At 77.5% G+C, this 25,636-nt stretch carries 1 protein-coding gene; it reads right to left on the bottom strand.

Annotated features, from left to right (window positions below; all coding sequences use genetic code 11):
- The coding region (locus ACZ7C5_RS27915; protein WP_470323674.1) for a type I polyketide synthase at positions 1 to 25,636 on the bottom strand (25,636 nt) is incomplete at its 3' end.

Genomic DNA, 25,636 nt, shown 5'->3' with positions numbered 1-25,636 from the left:
GTTCACGCGCCATCCCGACCCACTGCGAACCCTGCCCCGGGAAGACGAACACCACGTCACCCGGCACCACCCGGCCCCGCACCACACCCTCGCCGCCGAGCACGGCCAGCCCGTCCAGCAGCGCCTGCCGGTCGCCGCCCAGCACCACCGCACGGTGCTCCAGACCCGCCCGGGACAGCAGCGCGGACGCCACGTCCGCCACCGCCAGCTCCGCACGCTCCGCGGCGAACTCCCGCAACCGCTCGGCCTGCCCGGCCAGCGCGGCCGGCGTCCGGCCGGACAGCAGCCACGGCACCGGACCTTCGACAGCCGGAGACTCGGCGGACTCGACGGCCGGCACGGACTCCAGGATCACGTGGGCGTTGGTGCCGCTGATGCCGAACGAGGAGACGCCCGCGCGGCGCGGCCGGCCGGCCTCGGGCCACGGACGGGCCTCGGTGAGCAGTTCCACCGCGCCGGCCGACCAGTCCACGTGCGGGGACGGCGCGTCCACGTGCAGGGTGGCCGGCAGCACCCCGTGCCGCATCGCCAGCACCATCTTGATCACGCCCGCCACGCCGGCCGCGGCCTGAGTGTGCCCGAGGTTGGACTTGATCGAGCCCAGCCACAGCGGCCGGTCGGCGAACCGGTCCTGACCGTACGTCGCCAGCAGCGCCTGCGCCTCGATCGGGTCACCCAGCTTGGTGCCCGTCCCGTGCGCCTCCACCGCGTCCACCTCGGCGGCCGACAGCCCGGCACTCGCCAGCGCCTGCCGGATCACCCGTTCCTGCGAAGGCCCGTTCGGCGCCGTCAGACCGTTCGACGCACCGTCCTGGTTCACCGCCGAACCCCGCACCACCGCCAGCACCTCGTGCCCGTTGCGCCGGGCGTCGGAGAGCCGCTCCAGCACCAGCACGCCGACGCCCTCGGACCAGCCGCTGCCGTCGGCCGCGGCCGAGAAGGCCTTGCAGCGGCCGTCGGAGGCCAGCCCGCCCTGGCGGCTGAACTCGGTGAACACCGCGGGCGTGGCGAGCACGGTGACACCGCCGGCCAGCGCCAGGTCGCAGTCACCGGAGCGCAGCGCCTGCGCCGCCTGGTGCATCGCCACCAGGGAGGAGGAGCAGGCGGTGTCGACGGTGACCGCCGGGCCCTCCAGGCCGAAGGTGTACGACACCCGGCCGGAGGCGATGCTGCCCGCGTTGCCGGTGCCCAGGAAGCCCTGGACCTCGTCCGGGACGGCTCCGCCGCCGGTCGCGTAGTCGTGGTACATCAGGCCGGCGTAGACGCCGGTCCTGCTGCCGCGCAGCGAGGTCGGGTCCAGGCCCGCGCTCTCGAAGGCCTCCCAGGAGGCTTCCAGCAGCAGCCGCTGCTGCGGGTCCATCGCCAGCGCCTCGCGCGGCGAGATCCCGAACAGCCCGGCGTCGAACCGGGCGGCGTCGTGCAGGAAGCCGCCCTCGAAGACGGTCGCGGAGCCCGCGCTCTCGCCGGCGTACACCGCGGCGACGTCCCAGCCGCGGTCGGTCGGGAAGGAGGAGATGCCGTCCCCGCCGGCGGCCAGCAGCGCCCACAGCCGGTCCGGGTCGGTGACGCCGCCGGGGTAGCGGCAGCTCATGCCGACGATCGCGATCGGCTCGTCGAGGGCGACCGTGGCCGCGGCGGGCTTCGCCGCGGCGGCGGCCGGTCCCGCCGGGCGACCGCCGAGCAGGCGGCCTCGGACGAACTCGGCCAGCACGGCCGGGGTCGGGTGGTCGAACACCAGGGTCGCGGGCAGCCGCAGGCCGGTGACCTCCTGGAGCCGGTTACGCAGCCGGACCGCGAGCAGCGAGTCGAAGCCGAGGTCCTTGAAGGCCCGCCCCGGCTCGACGGCGGTCGCGCTCGCGTGGCCGAGGACGGCGGCGACCTCGGTGGCGAGCAGCTCGGTCACCGTCCTGACCTGCTCGGCCTCGGCGAGGCCGGCCAGCCGCCGGGCGAGCGCGCCGGTGCCGGTCTCGGCGGCTGCGGCGCGCCGCAGGGCCGGGCGGACCAGGGCGCGCAGCAGCGGCGGCACCTCGCCGTCCGGTCCGGCGGCCGGGCGCAGCCTGATCGGCAGCAGGTGCGGGAGGGCGGAGCCGACGGCCGCGTCGAACAGGGCGAGTCCGTCGGCGTCGCTCAGCGACTCCGCGGTGCGCGAGGCGCGGGCGACCTGGTCGGTGGACAGGTGTCCGGTCATCCCGCTGGCTGAGGCCCACAGGCCCCAGCCGAGTGAGACGGCGGGCAGGCCGGCGGCCGCCCGGCGGGCGGCCAGGGCGTCCAGGGTGGCGTTGGCCGCCGCGTAGCCGGCCTGGCCCTCGGGGCCGAAGGTGCCGGCGGCGGAGGAGAACAGCACGAACATCGTGAGGTCGCGGTCGGCGGTCAGCTCGTGCAGGTGGAGGGCCGCGTCCACCTTGGGGCGCAGCACCGCGGCGAGCCGGTCGGTGTCGTACGAGGTGACGGTGCCGTCGTCGATCACGCCGGCCGCGTGGACGACGCCGGTGACGGGGTGCTCGGCCAGCACCGCGGCGAGCGCGTCGCGGTCGGTGGCGTCGCAGGCGACGACGGTCGCCTCGGCGCCCAGCTCGCGCAGCTGTTCGACCAGTTCGGCGGCGCCGGGGCCGTCGGCGCCCCGGCGGCCGAGCAGCACCAGGTGCCGCACCTGGTGCCGGGCGGCCAGGTGGCGGGCGACCAGGCCGCCCAGGGTGCCGGTGCCGCCGGTGATCAGGACGGTGCCGGGCAGCGCGGGGGTGTCCGTGGCGGGGGTGCGGACCAGGCGCGGGACGAGCACCGTGCCGTCGCGCAGCGCGGTCCTGGGTTCGGTGTCGACGGCGGCCGGCCAGGCCCCGTCGTCGCCGGCCGGGTCGCGGTCGACCAGGATCAGGCCGCCGGGGTGCTCGGCCTGGGCCGAGGCCACCAGGCCGTGGACGGCGGCTCCGGCGAGGTCGGCGCCGTCTCCTCCGGCGTCCCGGGCGGCGACGGCGCCGCGGGTCAGCAGGACCAGCCGGGAGGAGCCGAGCCGCTCCTCGGCGAGCCAGTCGCGCAGCAGGCCGAGGGTGGCGGAGGTGGCGCGCAGCACGGCCTCCGCGTCGCCGCCCGCCGGTACCGGCAGGACCACGACGGCGGGCGCGGGCGCGCCCGCGTCGAGGGCGGCGGTCAGGGCGGCGAGGTCGGCGTGCCGGACGGCCCGCGGCAGTCCGGCGTCGTCCTGTCCGAGCACCGCCCAGCCGGTGGTGTCGGGGGCGGCGGCCGGGTCGGTCGCGGGCACCCAGTCCAGGGCGAACAGGGCGTCGTGGACGCGGCGTCCGGCGCCGCCGTCCAGGGCCTCGGGGGTGACCTCCCTGGCGGTCAGCGCGTCGATGGCGAGCACCGGGGCGCCGGTGGGGTCGGCGGCCCGCAGGGTGGTGCCGCCGGGGCCGTGGGTGAGGGCGACCCGCAGCGCGGTGGCGCCGACGGCGTGCAGCGAGACGCCGGTCCAGGCGAAGGGCAGCCTGGTGCCGGCCTCGGCGTCGAGGGCGGCGGCGTGCAGGGCGGCGTCCAGCAGCGCGGGGTGCACGCCGTAGCCGTCGGCCTGGACGTCCTGGGGCAGGGCGACGTCGGCGTAGACGGTGTCGCCGTCCCGCCAGGCGGCGCGCAGGCCCTGGAAGGCGGGGCCGTAGCCGTAGCCGGCCGTGGTCAGCGCCTCGTAGAAGCCCTCGACGTCGACGGGCCCGGCACCGGCGGGCGGCCACGTGGTGTGGTCGAAGCCGACGGCGGGGGCGTCCGCGCCGAGCAGGCCGGTGGCGTGGCAGATCCACGGCGCGTCCTCGCCGGCGCGGGAGGACACCTCGACCGTGCGGTCGCCGGCGCCGTCCGCCGGGCCGACGGCGACCTGGACGGCCGCGCCGTCCGTCGCGGTGAGCACCAGCGGGGCCTGGAGCACCAGTTCCCGGAGCAGGGCGCAGCCGGCCTGTTCGCCGGCCCGCAGGGCCATCTCCACGAAGGCCGCGCCGGGCACCAGGGTGCGGCCGAGCACGGCGTGGTCGGCGAGCCACGGGTGGCTCGTGGTGGAGAGCCGTCCGGTCAGCACGACGGCGTCGTCGGTGAGCGGGACGGCGGCGCGCAGCAGCGGGTGGCCGGCGGTGACCTGGCCGACGGCGGCGGCGTCGTGCGCGGCGAGGGGCCTGGGCCAGAAGCGCTCGCGCTGGAAGGCGTAGGTGGGCAGGGCGACGGGCCCGGCGGCGGGCAGCACGCCGGTGGCGTCCACCGGGACGCCGGCCGTCCAGAGTTCGGCGAGGACGTTCAGGAAGCGCTCGGCGCCGCCGTCGTCGCGCCGCAGGGTGCCGACCGCGGTGAGCGCGGTGCCAGCGTCCTCGGCGGTCTCCTGGAGGGCGACCGAGACGACGGGGTGCGGGCTGCACTCGACGAACACCGAGCGGCCGTCGGCGAGCAGGGCGCGGGTGGCCTGTTCGAAGCGGACGGTGGAGCGCAGGTTGTCGTACCAGTACTGGGCGTCCATCCGGACGGTGTCGATCGGCTCGCCGGTCAGCGTGGAGTACAGCGGGACGCGGGAGGTCCGCGGGCTGATCCCGGCGAGGTCCGTCAGGACCCGTTCGCGGACCCGCTCCACCTGGGCGGAGTGCGAGGCGTAGTCGACGGGGATGCGGCGGGCGCGGACGTCGCGCTCCTCGCAGAGCGTCATCAGTTCGTCCAGGGCGTCCGGTTCGCCGGACACGACGGTGGACGAGGGGCCGTTGAAGGCGGCCACCGAGATCCGGCCGTCGAAGGGCGCGATCAGCTCCCCGACCACCGCGCTGCCGGCGGCGACGGACACCATGCCGCCGTCACCGGCGAGTTCGATCAGGGCCCGGCTGCGCAGCGCGACCACCCGGGCGCCGTCCTCGACGGACAGGGCGCCGGCCACCACGGCGGCGGCGATCTCGCCCTGGGAGTGGCCGATCACGGCCGAGGGGCGGACGCCGTGGGCCCGCCACACCTCGGCGAGCGAGACCATCACGGCCCAGAGCGCCGGCTGGATCACGTCCACCCGGTCCAGGGCCGCGGCCTCCCGCAGCACCTCGGTCAGCGACCAGTCCGTGTACGGCGCCAGCGCCGCCTCGCACTCGGCCAGCCGACCGGCGAACTCCGGTGACCAGTCGGTGAGTTCGCGCGCCATGCCGACCCACTGGGAGCCCTGCCCCGGGAAGACGAAGGCCACCGAACGGCTGTCGCGCTCCTGGGCGACGCCGGTGACCACCCCGGCCCTGGCCGTGTCGTCGGCGAGCGCCGCCAGGCCGTCCAGCAGTTCGGCCCGGTCGCTGCCGAGCACCGCCGCGCGGTGGTCCAGGGCGGCCCGGGAGAGCAGCGCCCGGCCGATCTCCGCCCCGGTGAGCTCGTCGCGCTCGGCGGCGAAGGCGCCCAGTCGCGCGGCCTGGGCCACCAGCCCGGCCCGGGTGCGGGCGGACAGGAACCACGGGAGCACCCCGGGGCCGGTCTCCGGGGCGGTCGCGGCCTCGATGGCGGCCGGGGCCTCGGTGACGACCGGCGCGGCCTCCAGGATGACGTGGGCGTTGGTGCCGCTCATGCCGAACGAGGAGACGCCGGCCCGGCGCGGCCGGTCCACGGCCGGCCACGGCCGCGCCTCGGCCAGCAGCTCGACCGCGCCCGCCGCCCAGTCCACGTGCGGCGAGGCCGCGTCCACGTGCAGGGTGGCCGGGAGCCGCCCGTGCCGCAGGGCCTGCACCATCTTGATCACCCCGGCGACGCCGGCCGCGGCCTGGGTGTGCCCGATGTTCGACTTGACCGAGCCGAGCCACAGCGGCCGGTCGGCCGGGCGGTCCTGACCGTACGTCGCGAGCAGCGCCCCGGCCTCGATCGGGTCGCCGAGCCGGGTGCCGGTGCCGTGCGCCTCGACGGCGTCCACGTCGGCGGTGGTCAGTCCGGCGTTGGCGAGCGCCTGGCGGATCACCCGCTCCTGCGAGGGCCCGTTGGGCGCGGTGAGGCCGTTGGAGGCGCCGTCCTGGTTGAGCGCGCTGCCGCGCACCACCGCGAGCACCCGGTGGCCGTTCGCGCGGGCGTCGGAGAGCCGCTCCAGCACCAGCATGCCGACGCCCTCGGACCAGCCGGTGCCGTCCGCCTCGGCGGAGAACGGCTTGCAGCGGCCGTCCGCTGCGACGCCGCCCTGCCGGCTGAACTCGGCGAAGATCTCCGGCCCCGCCAGCACCGTGACACCGCCGGCCAGGGCCATCGCGCACTCGCCGCCGCGCAGCGCCTGCGCCGCCAGGTGCAACGCGACCAGCGAGGAGGAGCAGGCGGTGTCCACCGTGACGGCGGGGCCCTCCAGGCCGAAGGTGTACGAGACCCGGCCGGAGATCACACTGTTCGAGGTGCCCGCGAGGACGTGCCCCTCGGCCGTGGTGGAGAGGTCGGTGCCGATGCCGTAGTAGGAGGTCCCGGCGCCGAGGAAGACGCCGATCTGCTCGCCGCGCACCGAGGTCGGGTCGACGCCCGCGGCCTCGAACGCCTCCCAGGCGGCCTCCAGCGAGAGCCGCTGCTGCGGGTCCATCGCCAGCGCCTCGCGCGGGGAGATGCCGAACAGGGCCGCGTCGAACTCGGTGGCGTCGGGGAGGAAGCCGCCGGTGAGCGCGTACGGCGCGTCCGCGGTCTCGGCCTCCCAGCCGCGGTCGGCGGGGAAGCCGGTCATGCCGTCGCCGCCGTCGGCAAGCAGCGCCCAGAGCCGCTCCGGGCTGTCGGCGCCGCCCGGCAGGCGGCAGCTCATCCCGACGATGACGACCGGGTCCCGGTCGGTGGCCACCGCGGCGGCCTGGGCCGCCACCGGGACGTCCCGGCCGCCGAGCAGTTCGCCGAGCAGGTACTCGGCGAGCGCGGCCGGGCTCGGGTGGTCGAAGACCAGGGTGGCGGGCAGCCGCAGGCCGGTGGCGGCCTGCATCCGGTTGCGCAGTTCCACCGAGGTCAGCGAGTCGAAGCCGGCCTCCTTGAAGGCGCGGCCGGCCGCGACGGCCTCCGGGGAGGCGTGGCCGAGCACCAGGGCGGTCTGCTCGCGGACCAGGTCGACCAGCAGCGGGAGCCGGCCGTCCGGCTGGACGGCGGCGAGCCGCTGGGTGAGGCTCGCGGCGGTCGGGGCGTCGCTGGCCCGGCGCAGCGCGGCGCCGACCAGGGAGCGCAGCATCGGCGGCGGTCCTGCCGGGTCGCCGCGCAGCGCGGCGACGTCGAGGTTGGAGGTGACCAGGTGGGCGCGCGGCACCGTGCCGGCGACGTCGAACAGGGCCATGCCCTGCGCGGTGGTCAGCGGGGCGCCGACCCTGGCCGCCCGCGCCAGGTCGGCGCCGGTGAGGTGGCCGGTGATGCCGCTGGACTCCGCCCACAGGCCCCAGGCCAGCGAGGCGCCGGCCAGGCCGCGGGCCCGGCGGTGCGCGGCCAGCGCGTCCAGGAAGCCGTTCGCCGCCGCGTAGTTGCCCTGTCCGGGCGGGCCGAGCACCGCCGCGACGGAGGAGAACAGCACGAACATCGCGAGGTCGCGGTCGGCGGTCAGCTCGTGCAGGTGGAGCGCGGCGTCCGCCTTCGGGCGCAGCACGGTGGCGAGCTGTTCGGTGGTGAGGGCGGTGACGACGCCGTCGTCGACCACGCCCGCGGTGTGCACGACGCCGGTCAGCGGGTGCTCGGCGGGGATCCGCGCGAGCAGCGCGGCCAGCGCGTCCCGGTCGGCGGCGTCGCAGGCCGCGACGGTCGCCTCGGCACCCAACTCCGTGAGCTGCTCGACCAGTTCGGCCGCGCCGGGGCTGTCGGCGCCGCGCCGGCTGAGCAGCAGCAGGTGCCGTACGCCGCGTTCGGTGACCAGGTGGCGGGCCAGCAGGCCACCGAGGGTGCCGGTGCCGCCGGTGATCAGCACGGTGCCCTCGGGGTCGAGCGGCGCCGGGACGGTGACCACGTTCTTGCCGACGTGCCTGGCCTGGCTGATGTGCCGGAACGCGGCGGGCGCCTCGCGGACGTCCCAGGCGGTGATCGGCAGCAGCCGCAGCGCACCGGACTCGAACAGCCCGAGCACCTCGGTGAGGATCTCGCCCATCCGCTGCGGGCCGGCCTCGGAGGGGTCGAAGGCGCGGTAGCGCACGCCCGGGTGGTCGGCGGCGACCCGCTCGGCGTCGCGCGGGTCGGCCTTGCCCATGTCGGCGAAGCGCCCGCCGTCGGCGAGCAGCCGCAGCGAGGCGTCCATGAACTCGCCGGCCAGCGAGTTGAGCACCACGTCCACGCCCCGGCCGCCGGTGGCGGCGCGGAACGACTCCTCGAAGCCGAGGTCGCGGGAGGAGGCGAGGTGGGCGTCGTCCAGTCCGGCGGCTCGCAGCACGTCCCACTTGCCGGCGCTGGCGGTGCCGTACACCTCCAGGCCCAGATGGCGGGCGAGCTGGACGGCGGCCATGCCCACGCCGCCGGCCGCGGCGTGCACCAGCACCGACTCCCCCGGCCTGGCGGCGGCCACGTCCACCAGACCGTAGTAGGCGGTCACGAAGACGACCGGCATCGAGGCGGCCTCGGTGAAGGTCCAGCCGGCCGGGATCCGGGCGAGCCGGCGCCGGTCGGCGACGGCGACCGGGCCGAAGCCGCCGGGGAACAGGCCGAGGACCCGCTCGCCGACGGCCAGGTCGGTGACGTCCGCACCGACCTCCAGGACGACGCCGGCGCCCTCGGAGCCGAGTTCGGCGCGCTCGGGGTACATGCCGAGCGCGAGCAGCACGTCGCGGAAGTTCACGCCGGCCGCGCGGACGCCGATCCGGACCTCGCCGGGGCCGAGCGGCCGCTCGGCGGTGTCGGCGGGCAGCAGCCGCAGGCTGGTCAGGATGCCGGGCTCGGTGGGGTCGAGGGTCCAGGCGGCGGCGTCCTCGGGGACGGTCAGCGCGGCGGAGGCGGGCACCCGGACCAGCCGGGGCGCGTAGAGGGCGCCGGCGCGGGCGGCGAGCTGGTTCTCCCCCAGTTCGACGGCCCGGCGGACCAGGGCCCAGTCGGCGGTGCCGTCGTCGTCGAGCAGCAGCAGGCGGTCCGGGTGCTCGGACTGGGCCGAGCGGAGCAGGCCCCAGACGGCGGCGCCCGCCGGGTCGGCGGGTTCCTCGCCCGGCTGCACGGCGGCGGCGCCGCGGGTGACGACCACCAGGCGGGCGGCCTCGTCCCGGTCGCCGGTCAGCCAGCGCCGGGCGGCGTCGAGCGCCGCGCCGGTGGCGGTGCGGGCGCGGGCGGCGGCGTCGCCGGTCGCCTCGACCCGGTGCAGCACCAGGGCGGCGGAGGCCAGGCCGGCCTCGACCTCGGCCAGCTCGGCGACCGGGCAGGGCTCGGCGGCGGCGCCGGCCGGCAGCGCGGTCCACTCGACCGCGAACAGCGCGTCGCCGGCCTCCGCGCGGCGGGTGTCCCGCCGCCCGGTGGGCGTCGGGCGCAGGGTCAGCGAGCGGACGTCGGCGACCGGGGCGCCGGTGGCGTCGGCGACCCGGATCGAGATCGCGTCCCGGCCCGCGGGGGCGAGCCTGACCCGGGCGACGGACGCACCGGTGGCGTGCAGGGACACCCCGGACCAGACGAAGGGCAGCGGCGTGGCGCCGGCGCCGTCGAGGAAGCCGCCGACGGTGGTGGCGTGCATGGCGGCGTCGAGCAGCGCCGGGTGGACGCCGTAGCCGCTGGCCTCCTCGGCCGCGTCCGCGGGCAGGGCGATCTCGGCGTAGACCGCGTCCTCGGCCCGCCAGGCCGCGCGCAGCCCGCGGAAGACCGGCCCGTAGCCGTAGCCGGCCTCGGTCAACCGGTCGTAGTAGCCGTCCAGTTCGACCGGTTCGGCGCCGGCCGGCGGCCAGGCGGAGAGGTCGTACGGCGCGGTCTCCGGCCGGGTGGCCAGGGCGCCGGAGGCGTGCCTGGTCCAGCCGGCCGCGCCGTCGGCCTGGGCGTGCACGGACACCGGGCGGTCGCCGGACTCGTCGGGGTCGCCGACCCGCACCTGGATGCGCACGCCGCCGGTGGCGGGGACGGCCAGCGGGGCCTCGACCATCAGCTCCCGCAGCGCGGTGCAGCCGACCTCCCGGCCGGCCCGCAGGGCCAGCTCCACGAAGCCGGTGCCGGGCAGGATGGCCGTGCCGCGCACGGCGTGGTCGGCCAGCCAGGGCTGCGCGGCGAGCGACAGCCGGCCGGTCAGCAGCGCGCCCTCGCCGTCGGCGAGCGGCACGGCGGCGGTGAGCAGCGGGTGCTCGGTGCGCAGCAGGCCGTCGGAGGCCACGTCGGCGGCGCGGCCCGGGCGCAGCCAGTACCGCTGCCGCTGGAAGGCGTACGGGGGCAGGGTGATCCGCCGGGCGCCGCGGTCGGCGAGCACGGCGGACCAGTCCACCGCGGCGCCGCCGGTCCAGACGGTGGCGACGGCGCCGAGCAGGGTGTCGGCCTCGGGCCGCTCGCCCCGGGAGGCGGGCACCAGGACGGCGCCGTCCCGGCCGTCGGCGTCCAGGGTCAGGCGCGCCATGGCGGTGAGCACCGCCTCGGGGCCGACCTCCAGGAAGCGGCCGGCGCCCTGGCCGGCGAGCCAGCGCACGCCGTCGGCGAATCGGACGGCTTCGCGGACGTGCCGCACCCAGTACCCGGGGTCGCAGACCTCCTCGGCGCCGACGGCGGTGCCGGTCAGGTTCGAGACCAGCGGGATGCGCGGCGGGTGGTAGTCCAGGCCCTCGGCGACGGCCGCGAACTCGGCGAGCATCGGCTCCATCAGGGCGGAGTGGAAGGCGTGCGAGACCCGCAGCCGGCTGGTCCGCCGGCCCTCGGCGCGCCAGCGCCCGGCCAGTTCGTCGATCGCGTCCTGCGGTCCGGAGACCACGACCGCCCGGGGCCCGTTGACGGCGGCGATGCCGACCGGGCCGTCGGAGGCGGCGAGCGCCTCGGCGGCCCCGGCCTCGTCGATCTCGACGGCGAGCATCGCGCCGCCGGCGGGCAGCGCCTGCATCAGCCGGCCGCGCGCGGCGACCAGGGTGCAGGCGTCGTCGAGCGACAGCACGCCGGCGGCGTGCGCGGCGGCGATCTCGCCGATGGAGTGGCCGAGCAGGAAGTCCGCCCGCACCCCCCAGTCCTCCAGCAGCCGGAACAGGGCCACCTCGAAGGCGAACAGCGCGGCCTGGGTGTGGACGGTGCGGTCGAGCAGGGCGGCCACGGGGGTGCCCGCCTCGGCGAACATCACCTCGCGCAGCGGGTGGTCCAGCTCGGTGTCGAGCCGGGCGCAGACGGCGTCCAGGGCGTCGGCGAACACCGGGAAGGCGGCGTAGAGGGCGCGGCCCATGCCGGGGCGCTGGGAGCCCTGGCCGGAGAACAGGAACGCCGAGCGGCCGTCGGCGGTCTCGCCGCGCAGCACGCCGGGCGCCTCGGCGCCGCCGGCCAGCGCGGTGAGGCCGGCCAGCAGGCCGGGGCGGTCGGCGGCCAGCACGACGGCGCGCCGTGCCAGGCCGGTCCGGCCGGTGGCCAGCGACAGTGCGACGTCGGCCGGGTCGGCGTCGGTGCCGGCCGCGGCGAAGACGTGCAGCCGCTCGGCCTGGGCGGCCAGCGCCGCCGGGTCGGCGGCGGACAGCAGCCAGGGCAGCGGCACGCCGTCGGCGGGCGCGGTGGGCCGCCGCGGCGCGTCCGGGGCGGGGGCCTGCCCGGCCGGGGCGCTCTCCAGGATGACGTGGGCGTTGGTGCCGCTGACGCCGAAGGAGGAGACACCGGCCCGCAGCGGCCGGCCCTGCTCGGGCCAGGGCCGGGCGGCGGCCAGCAGTTCGACGGCGCCGGCCGACCAGTCCACGTGCGGCGAGGCCGCGTCCAGGTGGAGCAGCCCCGGCAGCTCGCCGTGGCGCATCGCCATGACCATCTTGATCACGCCGGCGACACCGGCGGCGGCCTGGGTGTGGCCGATGTTGGACTTGACCGAGCCGAGCCACAGCGGCCGGTCGGCCGGGCGGTCCTGACCGTACGTGGCGAGCAGCGCCTGGGCCTCGATCGGGTCGCCGAGCCGGGTGCCGGTGCCGTGCGCCTCGACCGCGTCGACCTCGCCGGCCTCCAGCCGGGCGTTGGCCAGCGCCTGGCGGATCACCCGCTGCTGGGCGGGGCCGTTCGGCGCGGTGAGGCCGTTGGAGGCGCCGTCCTGGTTGACCGCGCTGCCGCGCAGCACGGCCAGCACCCGGTGCCCGTTGCGCCGGGCGTCGGAGAGCCGCTCGACGAGCAGCATGCCCACGCCCTCGGACCAGCTGGTGCCGTCCGCCGCCGCCGAGAACGGCTTGCAGCGGCCGTCGACGGCGAGGCCGCGCTGGCGGCTGAACTCGATGAAGGAGTCGGGCGACACCATGACGGTCACGCCGCCCGCGAGGGCGATGGAGCACTCGCCGGAGCGCAGCGCCCCGGCGGCCATGTGCAGGGCCACCAGCGAGGAGGAGCAGGCGGTGTCCACCGTGACGGCGGGGCCCTCCAGGCCGAAGGTGTACGCCAGCCGGCCGGAGGCGACGCTGGTCGTGGTGCCGGTCAGCACGTGGCCCTCGACGCCGTCGGGCAGCGCCGCGCCCTGCCCGTAGCCGGAGGAGGTCATGCCGACGAAGACGCCGCCCTGGCTGCCGCGCACGCCGGCCGCGTCGATCCCGGCGTCCTCGAAGGCCTCCCAGGCGGACTCCAGCAGCAGCCGCTGCTGCGGGTCCATGGCCACGGCCTCGCGCGGGGAGATGCCGAACAGGCCGGCGTCGAAGTCGCCCGCCCCGGCGAGGAAGCCGCCGGAGGTGACGTAGGTGCGGCCCTGGCGGTCGGGGTCGGGGTGGTAGAGGCCCTCGACGTCCCAGCCGCGGTCGCCGGGGAAGCCGCCGATGGCGTCCCCGCCCTCGGTGACCAGCCGCCAGAGGTCCTCGGGGCCCTCGACGCCGCCGGGGAAGCGGCAGCTCATGCCGATGATCGCGATCGGCTCGTCGGTGGCGGCGGTGGCCGTCGCGACCGGTCCCGCGTCGAGCCCGCCGACCAGGAAGCGGGTCATCTCGCCGATGGTCGGGTGGTCGAACACGGCGGTGGCGGGCACCGGGGTGCCGGTGCCGGCCGCCAGGCGCTTGCCCAGTTCCACGGCCGTCAGCGAGTCGAAGCCGAGGTCCTTGAAGGTGCGGCCGGTCTCCAGGCCGCTCGGGTCGGCGTGTCCGAGCACCGCCGCGACCTCGGCGCGGACCACGGCCAGGGTCTCGCGCTCGCGCTCGGCGGCGGACAGGGCGGCGATCCGGCCGCCGAACGCCGGGCCGCTGCCGGGCGCGGCCTCGGCCGTCGCGGTGCGCGGCCCCGGCAGGTCGGCGAGCAGCGGGCTGGGCCGGGCGGAGGTGAAGGAGGCGGTGAAGACCGGCCAGTCGACGTCGGCGACGACCACGGCGGTCTCGTCCCGGTCGACGGCCCGGTCCAGCGCGGCCAGGGCCAGCCGGGGGTCCATGGCGGGGATGCCGCGGCGGCTCAGGAAGTCCGCGCCGCGGCCGTCCGGGCCGCCGGACCACGGGCCCCAGGCGACGGCGGTGGCGGGCAGGCCCAGCGAAGCGCGGTGCTCGGCCAGGGCGTCCAGGTAGGCGTTGCCGGCCGCGTAGGCGGCCTGGCCGCCGCTGCCCCAGACGCCGGCGATCGAGGAGAACAGCACGAAGGCGTCCAGCGGCGCGTCCGCGAGGGCGGCGTGCAGCTGGGCGGCGCCGGCGGTCTTGGCGGCGAGGACGGCTTCGAAACCGGCCCGGCCGCTCAGCTCCAGGGCCTCGGTGGGGCCGGTCTCCGCGGTGAAGACCACGCCGGCGACGGGGTGCTCGGCGAGCAGCGCGGCGAGCGCGGCGCCGTCCCCGAGGTCCACCGCGACGGCCTCGGCCGGAGTACCGGCCTCGGTCAACTCCTCGGTGAACTCCAGGAGTTCGCCATCCAGACCGGTGGCGGCCAGCAGCAGGCGTTCCGCGCCGCGGCCGGCCGCCCAGCGGGCGGCCTGCCGGCCGAGGGCGCCGTCGGCCCCGGTGACCAGGACGGTCCCGGACAGCCGCCCCGGCTCACCGGCGGGTGCGGGTTCGGGGGCGCGCAGCAGCCGGGCCGCGAAGGTCCCGGAGGAGCGTACGGCCGTCTGGTCCTCGCCGATGGCGCCGGACAGGACCGCGGCCAGCCGCCGGCCGGCCCGCGCGTCGAGCACCGGCGGCAGGTCGACCAGGCCGCCGCAGCGGTCCGGGTGCTCCAGCGCCAGCGACCGGCCGAAGCCCCAGAGCTGGGCCTGCACCGGGTGGTCGAGGCGGTCGGCGCGGCCGGTGGAGACGGCGCCGCGGGTCAGGTTCCACAGCGGGGCGGCGATCCCGGCGTCGCCGAGCGCCTGCACCAGGGTCAGCGAGACGGCCAGGCCCGCGGGCAGCGCGGTGCCGGGCAGCGGATCCTCGGCCAGGCCGGCCAGCGAGACCACCCCGGCGAGCGGCTCGGCCGGCGGGACGGCACCGAGGAGCGCCCCGGCCAGCGCCGTCCGGTCCACGGCCGGGTCGGCGACGACCAGGGTGACGGTCTGCGCCCCGGCGGCGCGGATCGCGGTGACGACCTCCTCGGCGGCGGCCTCCTCGGTGGCCACCACCAGCCAGGTGCCGGTCAGGGCGGCCGTGCCACGCGCGCCGTCCACCGGCTTCCAGCCGATCCGGTAGCGCCAGGAGTCCAGCGTCGAGCGGTCCCGGCGGCGGCGCCGCCAGTCGGCCAGCGCGGGCAGCACCGAGCCGAGCAGCTCGGGGGTGTCGTCCAGCCGCAGCGCCTCGGACAGTTCGGCCAGGTCCTCGCGCTCGACCGCGTCCCAGAACCGGGCCTCGGCCGGGTCGCTCTCGGCGGCCTGCGCGGTGGCCTGCTCCAGCCAGTAGCGCTCGCGCTGGAAGGCGTACGTCGGCAGCTCGACGCGGCGGCCGGCGGGCACGACCGCGGTGAAGTCGACGGCCACACCGGCCGTCCAGGCCTCGGCCAGGGCGGTCAGCAGCCGGCCGGGGCCGCCCTGTCCACGCCGCAGCGTGCCGAGCACGGCCGCCTCGGTCCCGACCGCGTCGGCGGTCTCCTGCACGCCGACGGTCAGGACCGGGTGCGGACTGCACTCCACGAACACCGACCGGCCGCCGCCCAGCAGCGCCCGGGTCGCCTCCTCGAAACGGACCGGGGAGCGCAGGTTGTCGAACCAGTACTCCGCGCCCATCCGCGCGGTGTCGATCGGGGTACCGGTCAGCGTGGAGTACAGCGGCACGGTGGAGGTCACCGGAGCGATCTCGCCCAGCTCCGCCAGGATGCGCTCACGCAGCCGGTCCACCTGGGCCGAGTGCGAGGCGTAGTCCACCGGGATCCGACGGGCTCGCACCTCACGGGCCTCGCAGAGCGCCATCAGCTCGTCCAGCGCGTCCGGTTCACCCGAAACCACCGTCGAGGAAGGACCGTTGAAGGCCGCCACCGAGATCCGGCCGTCGAAGGACGCGATCAGCCCCTCGACCACCGCGCTGCCCGCCGCGACGGACACCATCCCGCCGCCACCGGCCAGTTCGGTGATCGCCTGGCTGCGCAGCGCCACCACCCGGGCGCCGTCCTCCACGGACAGCGCACCCGCGACCACCGCGGCCGCGATCTCGCCCTGGGAGTGGCCGACGACGGCGGACGGCTCCACACCGTGCGCCCGCCAGACCTCCGCCAGCGACACCATGACGGCCCACAGCACCGGCTGGACGACGTCGACCCGCTCCAGCTCGGCGGCCTCCCGCAGCACCCCGGTCAGCGACCAGTCCACGTACGGCGCCAGCGCCGCCTCACACTCCGCCAGTCGCGCCGCGAACACCGGTGAGGCCTCGGCGAGTTCCCACGCCATGCCGACCCACTGCGAACCCTGCCCCGGGAACACGAACACCACGTCACCGGGAACCACCCGGCCCCGCACCACACCCTCGCCGCCGAGCACGGCCAGCCCGTCCAGCAGCGCCTGCCGGTCGCCGCCCAGCACCACCGCGCGGTGCTCCAGAGCGGCCCTGGACAGCAGTGCGGACGCCACGTCCGCCACCGCGTCCTCCGGACGCTCCAGCGCGAACTCCCGCAGCCGCTCGGCCTGCCCGGCCAGCGCGGCCGGCGTCTTGCCCGACAACAGCCACGGCACCGGGCCCTCGACGGCCGCCGGCTCCACCGGGCGCGCCGCGGGCGCGGCCTCCAGGATCAGGTGGGCGTTGGTGCCGCTCATGCCGAACGAGGAGACGCCCGCGCGGCGCGGGCGCCCCGCCTCGGGCCAGGGACGCGCCTCGGCCAGCAGCTCCACGGCGCCCGTCGCCCACTCCACGTGCTCGGACGGCTCGTCCACGTGCAGCGTGGCGGGCAGCAGTCCGTGCCGCATCGCCAGCACCATCTTGATCACGCCCGCCACGCCGGCCGCGGCCTGGGTGTGCCCGAGGTTGGACTTCACCGAGCCGAGCCACAGCGGCTCGCCCGCCCGCTCCTGGCCGTAGGTGGCGAGCAGCGCGTGCGCCTCGATCGGGTCGCCCAGCGTGGTGCCCGTCCCGTGCGCCTCGACGGCGTCGACCTCGGCGGCCGGGACCCCCGCGTTGGCCAGCGCCTGCCGGATCACCCGCTCCTGGGACGGGCCGTTGGGCGCCGTCAGACCGTTGGACGCGCCGTCCTGGTTGATCGCGGTGCCGCGGATCACCGCGAGCACCTGGTGCCCGTTGCGCCGGGCGTCGGAGAGCCGCTCCAGCATGACCAGGCCGACGCCCTCGGCCAGGCCGAAGCCGTCCGCGCCCGATCCGAAGGCCCGGCAGCGGCCGTCCTGGGACAGTCCGCGCAGCCGGCTGAACTCGATGAACAGGCCGGGGGTGGACATCACGGCGGCGCCGCCGGCCAGCGCCAGGTCGCAGTCCCCGGAGCGCAGCGCCTGCACCGCGAGGTGCATGGCCACCAGCGAGGAGGAGCAGGCGGTGTCCACGGTGACGGCCGGGCCCTCCAGGCCGAGCGCGTACGCGACCCGGCCGGAGGCGACGCTGCCCGCGTTGCCGGTGACCCGGTAGCCCTCGTAGCTCTCCAGGGCGTGGTCCATCCGCGGGCCGTACTCCTGGGTGGCGACACCGGTGAACACGCCGGTGGCGCTGTGCCGCAGCGCGGTCGGGTCGATCCCGGCCCGCTCGACGACCTCCCAGGCCGTCTCCAGCAGCAGCCGCTGCTGCGGGTCGGCCGCCGCGGCCTCGCGCGGGGAGACGCCGAAGAACGCGGCGTCGAAGCGGTCCGCGTCGTGCAGGAAGCCGCCCTCGCGGGTGTACGAGCGGCCCGGCTCGTCGGGGTCGGCGTCGAAGAGCCGGTCGAGGTCCCAGCCGCGGTTGGTGGGCAGCGTGGAGATCACGTCGCCGCCCTCGGCGACGACCTGCCACAGCTCCTCGGGCGAGCCGATGCCGCCGGGGAAACGGCAGCCCATCGCGACGATCGCGATCGGCTCGCCGGGGGCGGCGGTCGCGGCCCTGGCCGCCGTCGGCGCCGGGTCGGCGGCGGTGTCGGAGGTCAGCAGGGCGAGCAGGTGGTCGGCGAGCGCGTTCGGCGTGGGGTGGTCGAAGGCGACGGTGGTGGGCAGCCGCAGGCCCGCCGCCGCGTTCAGCCGGTTGCGGAACTCCACCGCGATCAGCGAGTCGAAGCCGAGGGCCTTGAACGCGCCGTCCACCGCGATCCCGGTCGGGTCGCTGTGGCCGAGCGCGGTCGCGGCGCCGGTGCGGACCAGGTCCAGCAGGGTGCGGCGGCGGTCGGCGGCGGGCAGCGCGGCCAGCCGGTCGGCGAGGCCGCTCGCGCCCGCCGCGGCGGAGGCCCGGCGCAGCGGGGTGCGGATCAGGCCGCGCAGCACGGCGGGGACGGCCTCGGCGCGGCCGGCCGCCTCGGCGACGGCGATCCGGGCCGGGGCGATCAGCGGACGGCCGTCGGCGAGGGCCGCGTCGAAGAGCGCGAGGCCCTGTTCGGCGGTCATCGGCGCCAGGCCGCCGCGCACCAGGCGCGCCCGGTCGGCCTCGCCGAGCCGGCCGCCCATGCCGTCGCCGTGCGCCCAGAGGCCGGAGAGCAGTGCCTGGGCGGGCAGACCGAGGGCGTGCCGGTGCTGGGCGAGGGCGTCGAGGAAGGCGTTGGCGGCGCCGTAGCTGCCCTGGCCCGCGGTGCCGACGGTGCTGGCCAGTGAGGAGAAGACGACGAAGGCGGCCAGGTCGAGGTCGCGGGTGAGCCGGTGCAGGTTCCAGGCCGCGTCGGCCTTGGGGCGCAGCACCGCGTCCAGCTGCTCGGGGCGCAGCCGCTGGACGGAGGCGTCGTCGACGACGCCGGCGGCGTGCACGACGGCGGTCAGCGGGTGCTCGGCGGGGACGGCGGCCAGCAGGGCGGCCAGGGCGTCCGGGTCGGCCGCGTCGCAGGCGGCGGCGGTGACCTCGGCGTCCAGTCCGGCGGTCAGCTCCGCGAGGTCCTCGGCGGGCAGGCCGCGGCGGCCGACCAGCAGCAGGTGGCGGACGCCGTGCGCGGTGACCAGGTGGCGGGCCAGCAGGCGGCCGATGGCGCCGGTGCCGCCGGTCAGCAGGACGGTGCCGTCGGGGTCGAACGGCCTGCGGCCGGGCTCGGCGGCCGGGGCGGCCCCTGCCTTCACCAGCCGGGGCGCCAGCAGGCGGCCGGCCCGCAGCGCGAGCTGCGGCTCGTCGCCGGCCAGGGCGGCCCGCAGGGCCTCGTCGGTGGGCTCGCCGTCGTGGTCGAGGATCAGGATCCGGCCGGGGTGCTCGGCCTGGGCGGTGCGGGCCAGGCCGAGGACGGCGGCCGCGGCGAGGTCGCGGGCCTCCTCGTCCGGGCCGGCCGCGAGGGCCTGGCGGGTGAGCAGGACGAGCCGGGTGTCCGCCCAGGCCTCCTCGGCGAGGAAGGCCTGGAGCAGCGCGAGGGCGGCCCGGGTCAGGGTGTGGGCGCTCTCGGCGGGGGCGGCCTGGTCTCCGGCCACCGGGACGAGGAGGGCCGCGGGTGCCGGGGCGCCGTCCAGCGGGGGCAGGCCGAGCGCGAGGTCGGCGGGCGCGGTCGGACCGGACTCGGCGGGCGCGGCGGTCGCGGGCGCGGTGGTCGCGGGGGCGGTGATCCAGTCGAGCCGGTGGAGCGGGTCGGCGGTGCCCGGGGCGGCGGCCGCCTGCTCCGGGTCGACGGGACGCAGCACCAGCGCGTCGATGTCCAGGACGGGGGCGCCGGCCGGGTCGCTCAGCGTGACGGTGTAGGAGCCGTCGGGGCCGGCCGGGGCGGCGTGCACCCGGACGGTGGTGGCCCCGGCGGCGTGCAGCCGTACGCCGGCGAGGGAGAAGGCGAGCCGGGTCCGCGCCGGGTCGCCGTCGACCAGCAGCACGTGCAGGGCCGCGTCCAGCAGCGCCGGGTGGATGCCGTAGCCGTCGGTCGGGAGGGTGTCGGGGAGGGTGACCTCGGCGAACAGGTCCTCCCCGCGCCGCCAGCCGGCGGTCAGGCCCTGGAAGGCCGGGCCGTAGGCGTAGCCGCGCTCGGCCAGGCCGGGGTAGGCGTCCTGGACCGGGAGCGGGACGGCGTCGGCGGGCGGCCAGGCGCCCCGCGGTGCGGGCGCGGCGGCCGGCTCGGCGCTCAGCGCGCCGGTGGCGTGCCAGGTCCAGGGGCGGTCCTCGGCGGCCGCGCGCGGCCGGGAGTGGACGGTGACCGGGCGGCGGCCCGTCCCGTCCGGCGGCAGCAGCACCACCTGGATCTGGACCTGGCCGTCCGCCGGGAGGATCAGCGGGCTCTGCAGGGTGAGGTCCTCCAGCTGCGGGAAGCCGCAGCGCAGGCCCGCGTGCAGGGCGAGGTCGACGAGCGCGGAGCCGGGCAGCACGACGGCGCCGAGGACGACGTGGTCGCCGAGCCAGGGCTGGTCGGCGGTGGAGAGGCGGCCGGTGAGGACCAGGGTGTCGTCGCCCGCGAGGGTGACCGCGGCGCCGACCAGCGGGTGGTCGGCGGGGTCGAGGCCGAGGCCGGTGGCGTCGGTCGTGCCGGCGCCGGGCGCCAGCCAGTACCGCTCGCGCTGGAAGGGGTAAGTGGGCAGCGGAACGCGCCGGGCGGAGCCGGGGAGGCCGTGCGTCCAGTCCACCTCGACGCCGCCGACGTACGCCTCGGCGAGCGCGCCGAGGAACCGCTCGGGGCCGCCCTGGTCGCGGCGCAGGGTGCCGAGGACGGCGCCGCCGCGGCCGTCGGCCTCCAGGGTCTCCTGGATGCCGAAGGTGAGCACCGGGTGGGGGCTGGACTCGATGAAGGTGCGGTGGCCGGCCGCGAGCAGCGCGCGCACGGTGGGCTCGAAGCGGACGACCTGTCGCAGGTTGCGGAACCAGTAGTCGGTGTCGAGCCCGGTGGTCGCCAGCAGGCCGCCGGTGACGGTGGAGTAGAAGGCGGTGTGGCCCTCCTGGGGCTCGATGCCGGCGAGGGCGGCGGCCAGTTCCTCGCGCAGCGGGTCGACGGCCGGGGAGTGCGAGGCGTAGTCGACCGGGACGCGCCGGGCGCGGATGTCCTGGGCCTGGCACTCCTCGATGAGCTCGTCGAGGGCGTCGCCCTCGCCGGCGACCACGGTGGCGGTGGGGCCGTTGTGCGCGGCGACGCCGATCCGGCCGTCGAAGCGGGCGATCCGTGCCTCGACCTCGGCGGTCGGCAGCGGGATCGACGCCATGCCGCCGGTGCCCGCGATGGCGCGCAGGTAGCGGCTGCGCAGCGCGACGATGCGGGCGGCGTCCGCGAGGGTGAGGCCGCCGGCGACGTGCGCGGCGGCGATCTCGCCCTGGGAGTGGCCGATGACGGCGGCGGGGACGACGCCGCAGTGCCGCCAGAGCTTCGCCAGCGACACCATCACGGCGAACAGCGCGGGCTGCACCACGTCGACGCGTTCCAGCGTGGGGGCGCCGGGGGCGCCGTGCAGCACGTCGATCAGCGACCAGTCGGTGTGCGGGGCGAGGGCCTCGGCGCAGGCGGTGAGTTCGGCGCGGAAGACCTCGGAGGTGGCGTACAGCCCGGCGGCCATGCCGGCCCACTGCGAGCCCTGGCCGGGGAAGACGAACACCGGGCCGTCGGGGGCGCCGGCGGTGCCGGTGGTCAGGTGGGGCGCGGGCAGCTCCTGGGCCAGGGCGTCCAGGCCGGCCAGCAGTTCGGCGCGGTCGGCGGCGACCACCACGGCGCGCTGGTCGAAGGCGGCCCGGCCGGTCAGCGACAGGCCGATGTCGGCGAGGGCGGGGCTCGGCCCGTCCTGGCCGCGGACGGCCTCGGCGAGGCGGGCGGCCTGGGCGCGCAGCGCGGCCTCGCCGCGGGCGGCCAGCGGGAACGGCAGCGGCCCGGTGGGGCCGGTCTCGGCGGCCGGGGCCGGCACCGGGGCGGCCTGCGGCGCGCTCTCGACGATCATGTGGGCGTTGGTGCCGCTGATGCCGAAGGAGGACACCGCCGCCCGGCGCGGACGGTCGCGCTCCGGCCAGTCCCTGGCCTCGGTGAGCAGCCGGACGGCGCCGGCGCTCCAGTCCACCCGGCCGGAGGGGGTGTCGGCGTGCAGGGTGCGCGGCAGGGTGCCGTGCCGCATCGCCTGCACCATCTTGATGATCCCGGCGACGCCCGCGGCGGCCTGGGTGTGCCCGAGGTTGGTCTTCACCGAGCCGAGCCAGAGCGGGTCCCCGGCGGGGCGGCCCTGCCCGTAGGTGGCCAGCAGGGCGCCGGCCTCGATCGGGTCGCCGAGGGCGGTGCCGGTGCCGTGCGCCTCGACGGCGTCCACGTCGGCGGCGGTCAGCCCGGCGCCGGCCAGCGCCTGCCGGATCACCCGCTCCTGGGACGGGCCGTTGGGCGCGGACAGGCCGTTGGAGGCGCCGTCCTGGTTGATCGCGCTGCCGCGGATCACGGCCAGCACCGGGTGGCCCAGCCGCTCGGCGTCGGAGAGCCGCTCCAGTGCGAGCAGGCCGACGCCCTCGCCCCAGCCGGTGCCGTCGGCGCCGTCGGCGAAGGCCTTGCAGCGGCCGTCGGCCGACAGGCCCTGCTGCTTGCTGAACTCGATGAACATGCCGGGCGTGGCCAGCACGGTGGCGCCGCCGGCCAGGGCCAGGGCGCACTCGCCGAGGCGCAGCGACTGGGCGGCCAGGTGCAGGGCGACCAGCGAGGAGGAGCAGGCGGTGTCCACGGTGACGGCCGGGCCCTCCAGGCCGAGCACGTAGGCGATCCGGCCGGAGGCGACGCTCGCGGTGTTGCCGGTCAGCAGGTGGCCTTCCAGGTCGGCCGGGGCCTCGTGCAGCCGGGGGCCGTAGTCCTGGGCGGTGGCGCCGACGAACACGCCGGTACGGCTGCCGCGCAGCTCGGCGGGGTGGACGCCGAGGCGCTCGACGGCCTCCCAGGCCGTCTCCAGCAGCAGCCGCTGCTGCGGGTCCATGGCGAGGGCCTCGCGCGGGGAGATGCCGAAGAACGCCGCGTCGAAGCGGGTCGCGTCGGTCAGGAACGCCCCGGCGGGGGTGAGCGTGCCGGTCGGGTTGCGGCCCTCGTCGGCGTAGACGCCCGCGATGTCCCAGCCGCGGTCCTCGGGGAAGCCGGTGACCAGGTCGCGGCCCTCGAAGACGGCCTGCCACAGGGCCTCGGGGGTGTCGATGCCGCCCGCGTAGCGGCAGCTCATGGCGACGATCGCGATCGGCTCGTCGCTCGCGGCGCCGGGGGCGGGGGTGCCGGGCGTGACGGTGGCGGGCTCGCCGTAGAGCAGGCCGGAGAGGTGGCCGGCCAGGCGCAGCGGGGTCGGGTGGTCGTAGACCAGGGAGTCCGGCAGCCGCAGCCGGGTGGCGGCGGCGAGGCGGTCGCGCAGTTCGACGGCGGTGAGCGAGTCGAGGCCGAGGTCGCGGAAGGTGAGCCGGGCGTCGACGTCGCCGGGGCTCTGGTAGTCGAGGACGGCGGCGACCTGGGCGCGGATCTGGTGCAGCAGCGCCCGTTCGTCCCGCCGCTCGTCCCGCCGCTCGTCCCGCCGCTCGTCCTGCCGCTCGGCGAGAGGCTCGGTGACGGGCTCGGCCGGTGTGACGGCCGGGGCCTGCGCGGCGGGAACGGGCCCGGCGGCCGGCCGGGCGGGGGCGTCCAGCCAGAAGCGGCGGCGCTGGAAGGCGTAGGTGGGCAGGTCGACCGGCCGGGGGTCGTGGCCGGCGAAGACGGCGTCCCAGTCGGGCGTCACCCCGACGGTGTGCAACAGGGCCACGGCGCCGAGCAGGGTCTGCGCGTCGTCGCGGTCCTTGCGCAGGGCCGGGGCGAGCGCGCCCTCGGCGCCGGCCTGCCGGGCCATCGCGCACAGCACGCCGTCCGGGCCGAGTTCGAGGAAGCGGGTGACGCCCTGGCCGTCGAGCGTCTCGACGCCGTCGGCGAAGCGGACGGCCTCGCGGACCTGGCGGACCCAGTAGTCGGGGGTGGTGAGCAGCCCGGGTTCGGCGATCGCGCCGGTCAGATCGGAGACGATCGGGATGCGCGGCTCGGCGAAGGTCAACTGCTCCAGGACGGCGGCGAATTCGGCGAGCATCGGCTCCATCAGGGCCGAGTGGAACGCATGGGAGACGGTCAGCCGGCTGGTCTTGCGGCCCTCGGCCTTCCAGCGGGCGGCGAACTCGTCCACCACCTCGGCGGGGCCCGAAACCACCATCGAGGAAGGCCCGTTGACGGCCGCGACGTCGAGCCGCTCACCGATCGCCTCGCGCACCTCGGCCTCGCCCGCCTGCACGGCGAGCATCGCGCCGCCCTCCGGCAGCGCCTGCATCAGCCGGCCACGCGCCGCCACCAGCGCGCACGCGTCGGCCAGCGAGAACACCCCCGCGACGTGCGCCGCCGCGATCTCACCGATCGAGTGCCCGAGCAGGAACTCCGGTACCACGCCCCAGGATTCCAGCAACCGGAAGGTGGCCACCTCGACGGCGAACAGCCCCGCCTGCGCCCACACCGTCCGGTCCAGGTCCACGCCCTCGAAGACGACCTCGCGCACCGGCCGGTCGAGGTGGAGACCCAGCTCCGCGCAGACCGCGTCGAAGGCCTCGGCGTAGACCGGGAACGCCTCGTACAGCCCGCGCCCCATCCCGGCCCGCTGCGAGCCCTGGCCGGTGAACAGGAAGGCCGTCCGGCCCTCGTCGGTCTCGCCGGAGACCACTCCGCGCACGGGCTCGCCGGCGGCCAGCGAGCCGAGGCCGCGCAGCAGTTCGTCCCGGGACCGGCCGACCACGACGGCCCGGCGGGCGAAGGCGGCGCGGGTGGTGGCCAGGGAGTGGCCGATGTCGGCCGGGTCGGCGGCCGGGTCGGCCTCCAGGTGGGCGCGCAGCCTGGCGGCCTGCTCGCGCACCGCGTCCTCGGTGCGGCCGGACAGCGGCCAGAGCACCGGTGCGTCGTCGGCGGCGGTCCGCTCGCGCGGGGCCTCCGCCCGGCCCGGCCACTCGGTGAGCACGACGTGGCAGTTGGTGCCGCCCATGCCGAAGGAGCTGACGCCCGCGATCCGCGGGCCCTCGGGCCAGGGTTCGAGGGCGGTCTGCACCCGCAGGCCGAGTTCGTCCAGCGGGATGCGCGGGTTGGGGCGCTCGAAGTTGAGGCTGGGCGGGAGCTGCCGGTGGGTCACCGACAGCACGGCCTTGAGCAGGCCGGCGGCGCCGGCGGCGCCTTCCAGGTGGCCGATGTTGGTCTTGGCGGAGCCGACCCGCAGCGCGGTGCCCGGGGTGCGTCCCGCGCCGAGCACGGCGCCGAGGGCCGCCGCCTCGATCGGGTCGCCCACGGCGGTGCCCGTGCCGTGCAGTTCGACGTAGCGGACCGCGTCGGGGGCGATGCCGGCCCGGCGGTAGGCGGCGCTCAGCACGTCGGCCTGGGCGTCGCGGCTCGGGGTGGTGAGGCTGTCGCCGCCGCCGTCGTTGTTGACGGCGCTGCCGCGGATGACGGCGTAGATCCGGTCGCCGTCGGCGACGGCCCTGGCGACGGTCTTGAGCGCGACGACGACGCCGCCCTCGCCGCGGACGTAGCCGTTGGCGCGCTCGTCGAAGGTGTGGCAGCGACCGTCCGGGGAGAGCGCGCCGAAGCGGGCCGCGCCGACGGTGCTCTCCGGGGCCGCGATCAGGTGCACGCCGCCCGCCAGGGCGAGGGTGGCCTCGCCGCGCCGCAGGCTGTCGGCGGCCACGTGCACCGCGACCAGCGAGGAGGACTGTCCGGCGTCGACGGTCATGCTGGGGCCGCGCAGCCCGACGGCGTAGGAGACCCGGTTGGCGATCAGGCCGCGTTGCAGGCCGGCCAGCGAGTGGGGGCCGATGGCCGCGGCGCCGCCGCGCTGGGCGAGGGTGGCGTAGTCGGAGGCCATCACGCCGACGAAGACGCCGGTGCGGCTGCCGCGCAGGGCGTCCGGGACGATCCGGGCGTCCTCCAGCGCCTCCCAGCTCAGCTCCAGCATCAGCCGCTGCTGGGGGTCCATGGCGGTGGCCTCGCGCGGCGAGATGCCGAAGAAGCCGGGGTCGAACCCGTCGATCCGGTCGAGGAATCCGCCCTGGCGCGGCACGCCCTCGGCCGGCAGGTCGCCGCGGTCGAGGGGGAACTCGCCGATCGCGTCCACGCCGTCGCAGAGCAGTTTCCAGAAGGCCCGCGGTGTCGTGGCGCCCGGCAGTCGGCAGGCGAGTCCTACGACGGCGATGGCAGCGTCATCGGCAGGGAACTCAGGCAT

The sequence above is a fragment of the Kitasatospora sp. NPDC036993 genome (genome assembly GCF_055607525.1).
Note: the sequence above shows the minus strand (reverse complement) of the source record. Positions and strands in the feature narration are given on the sequence as shown.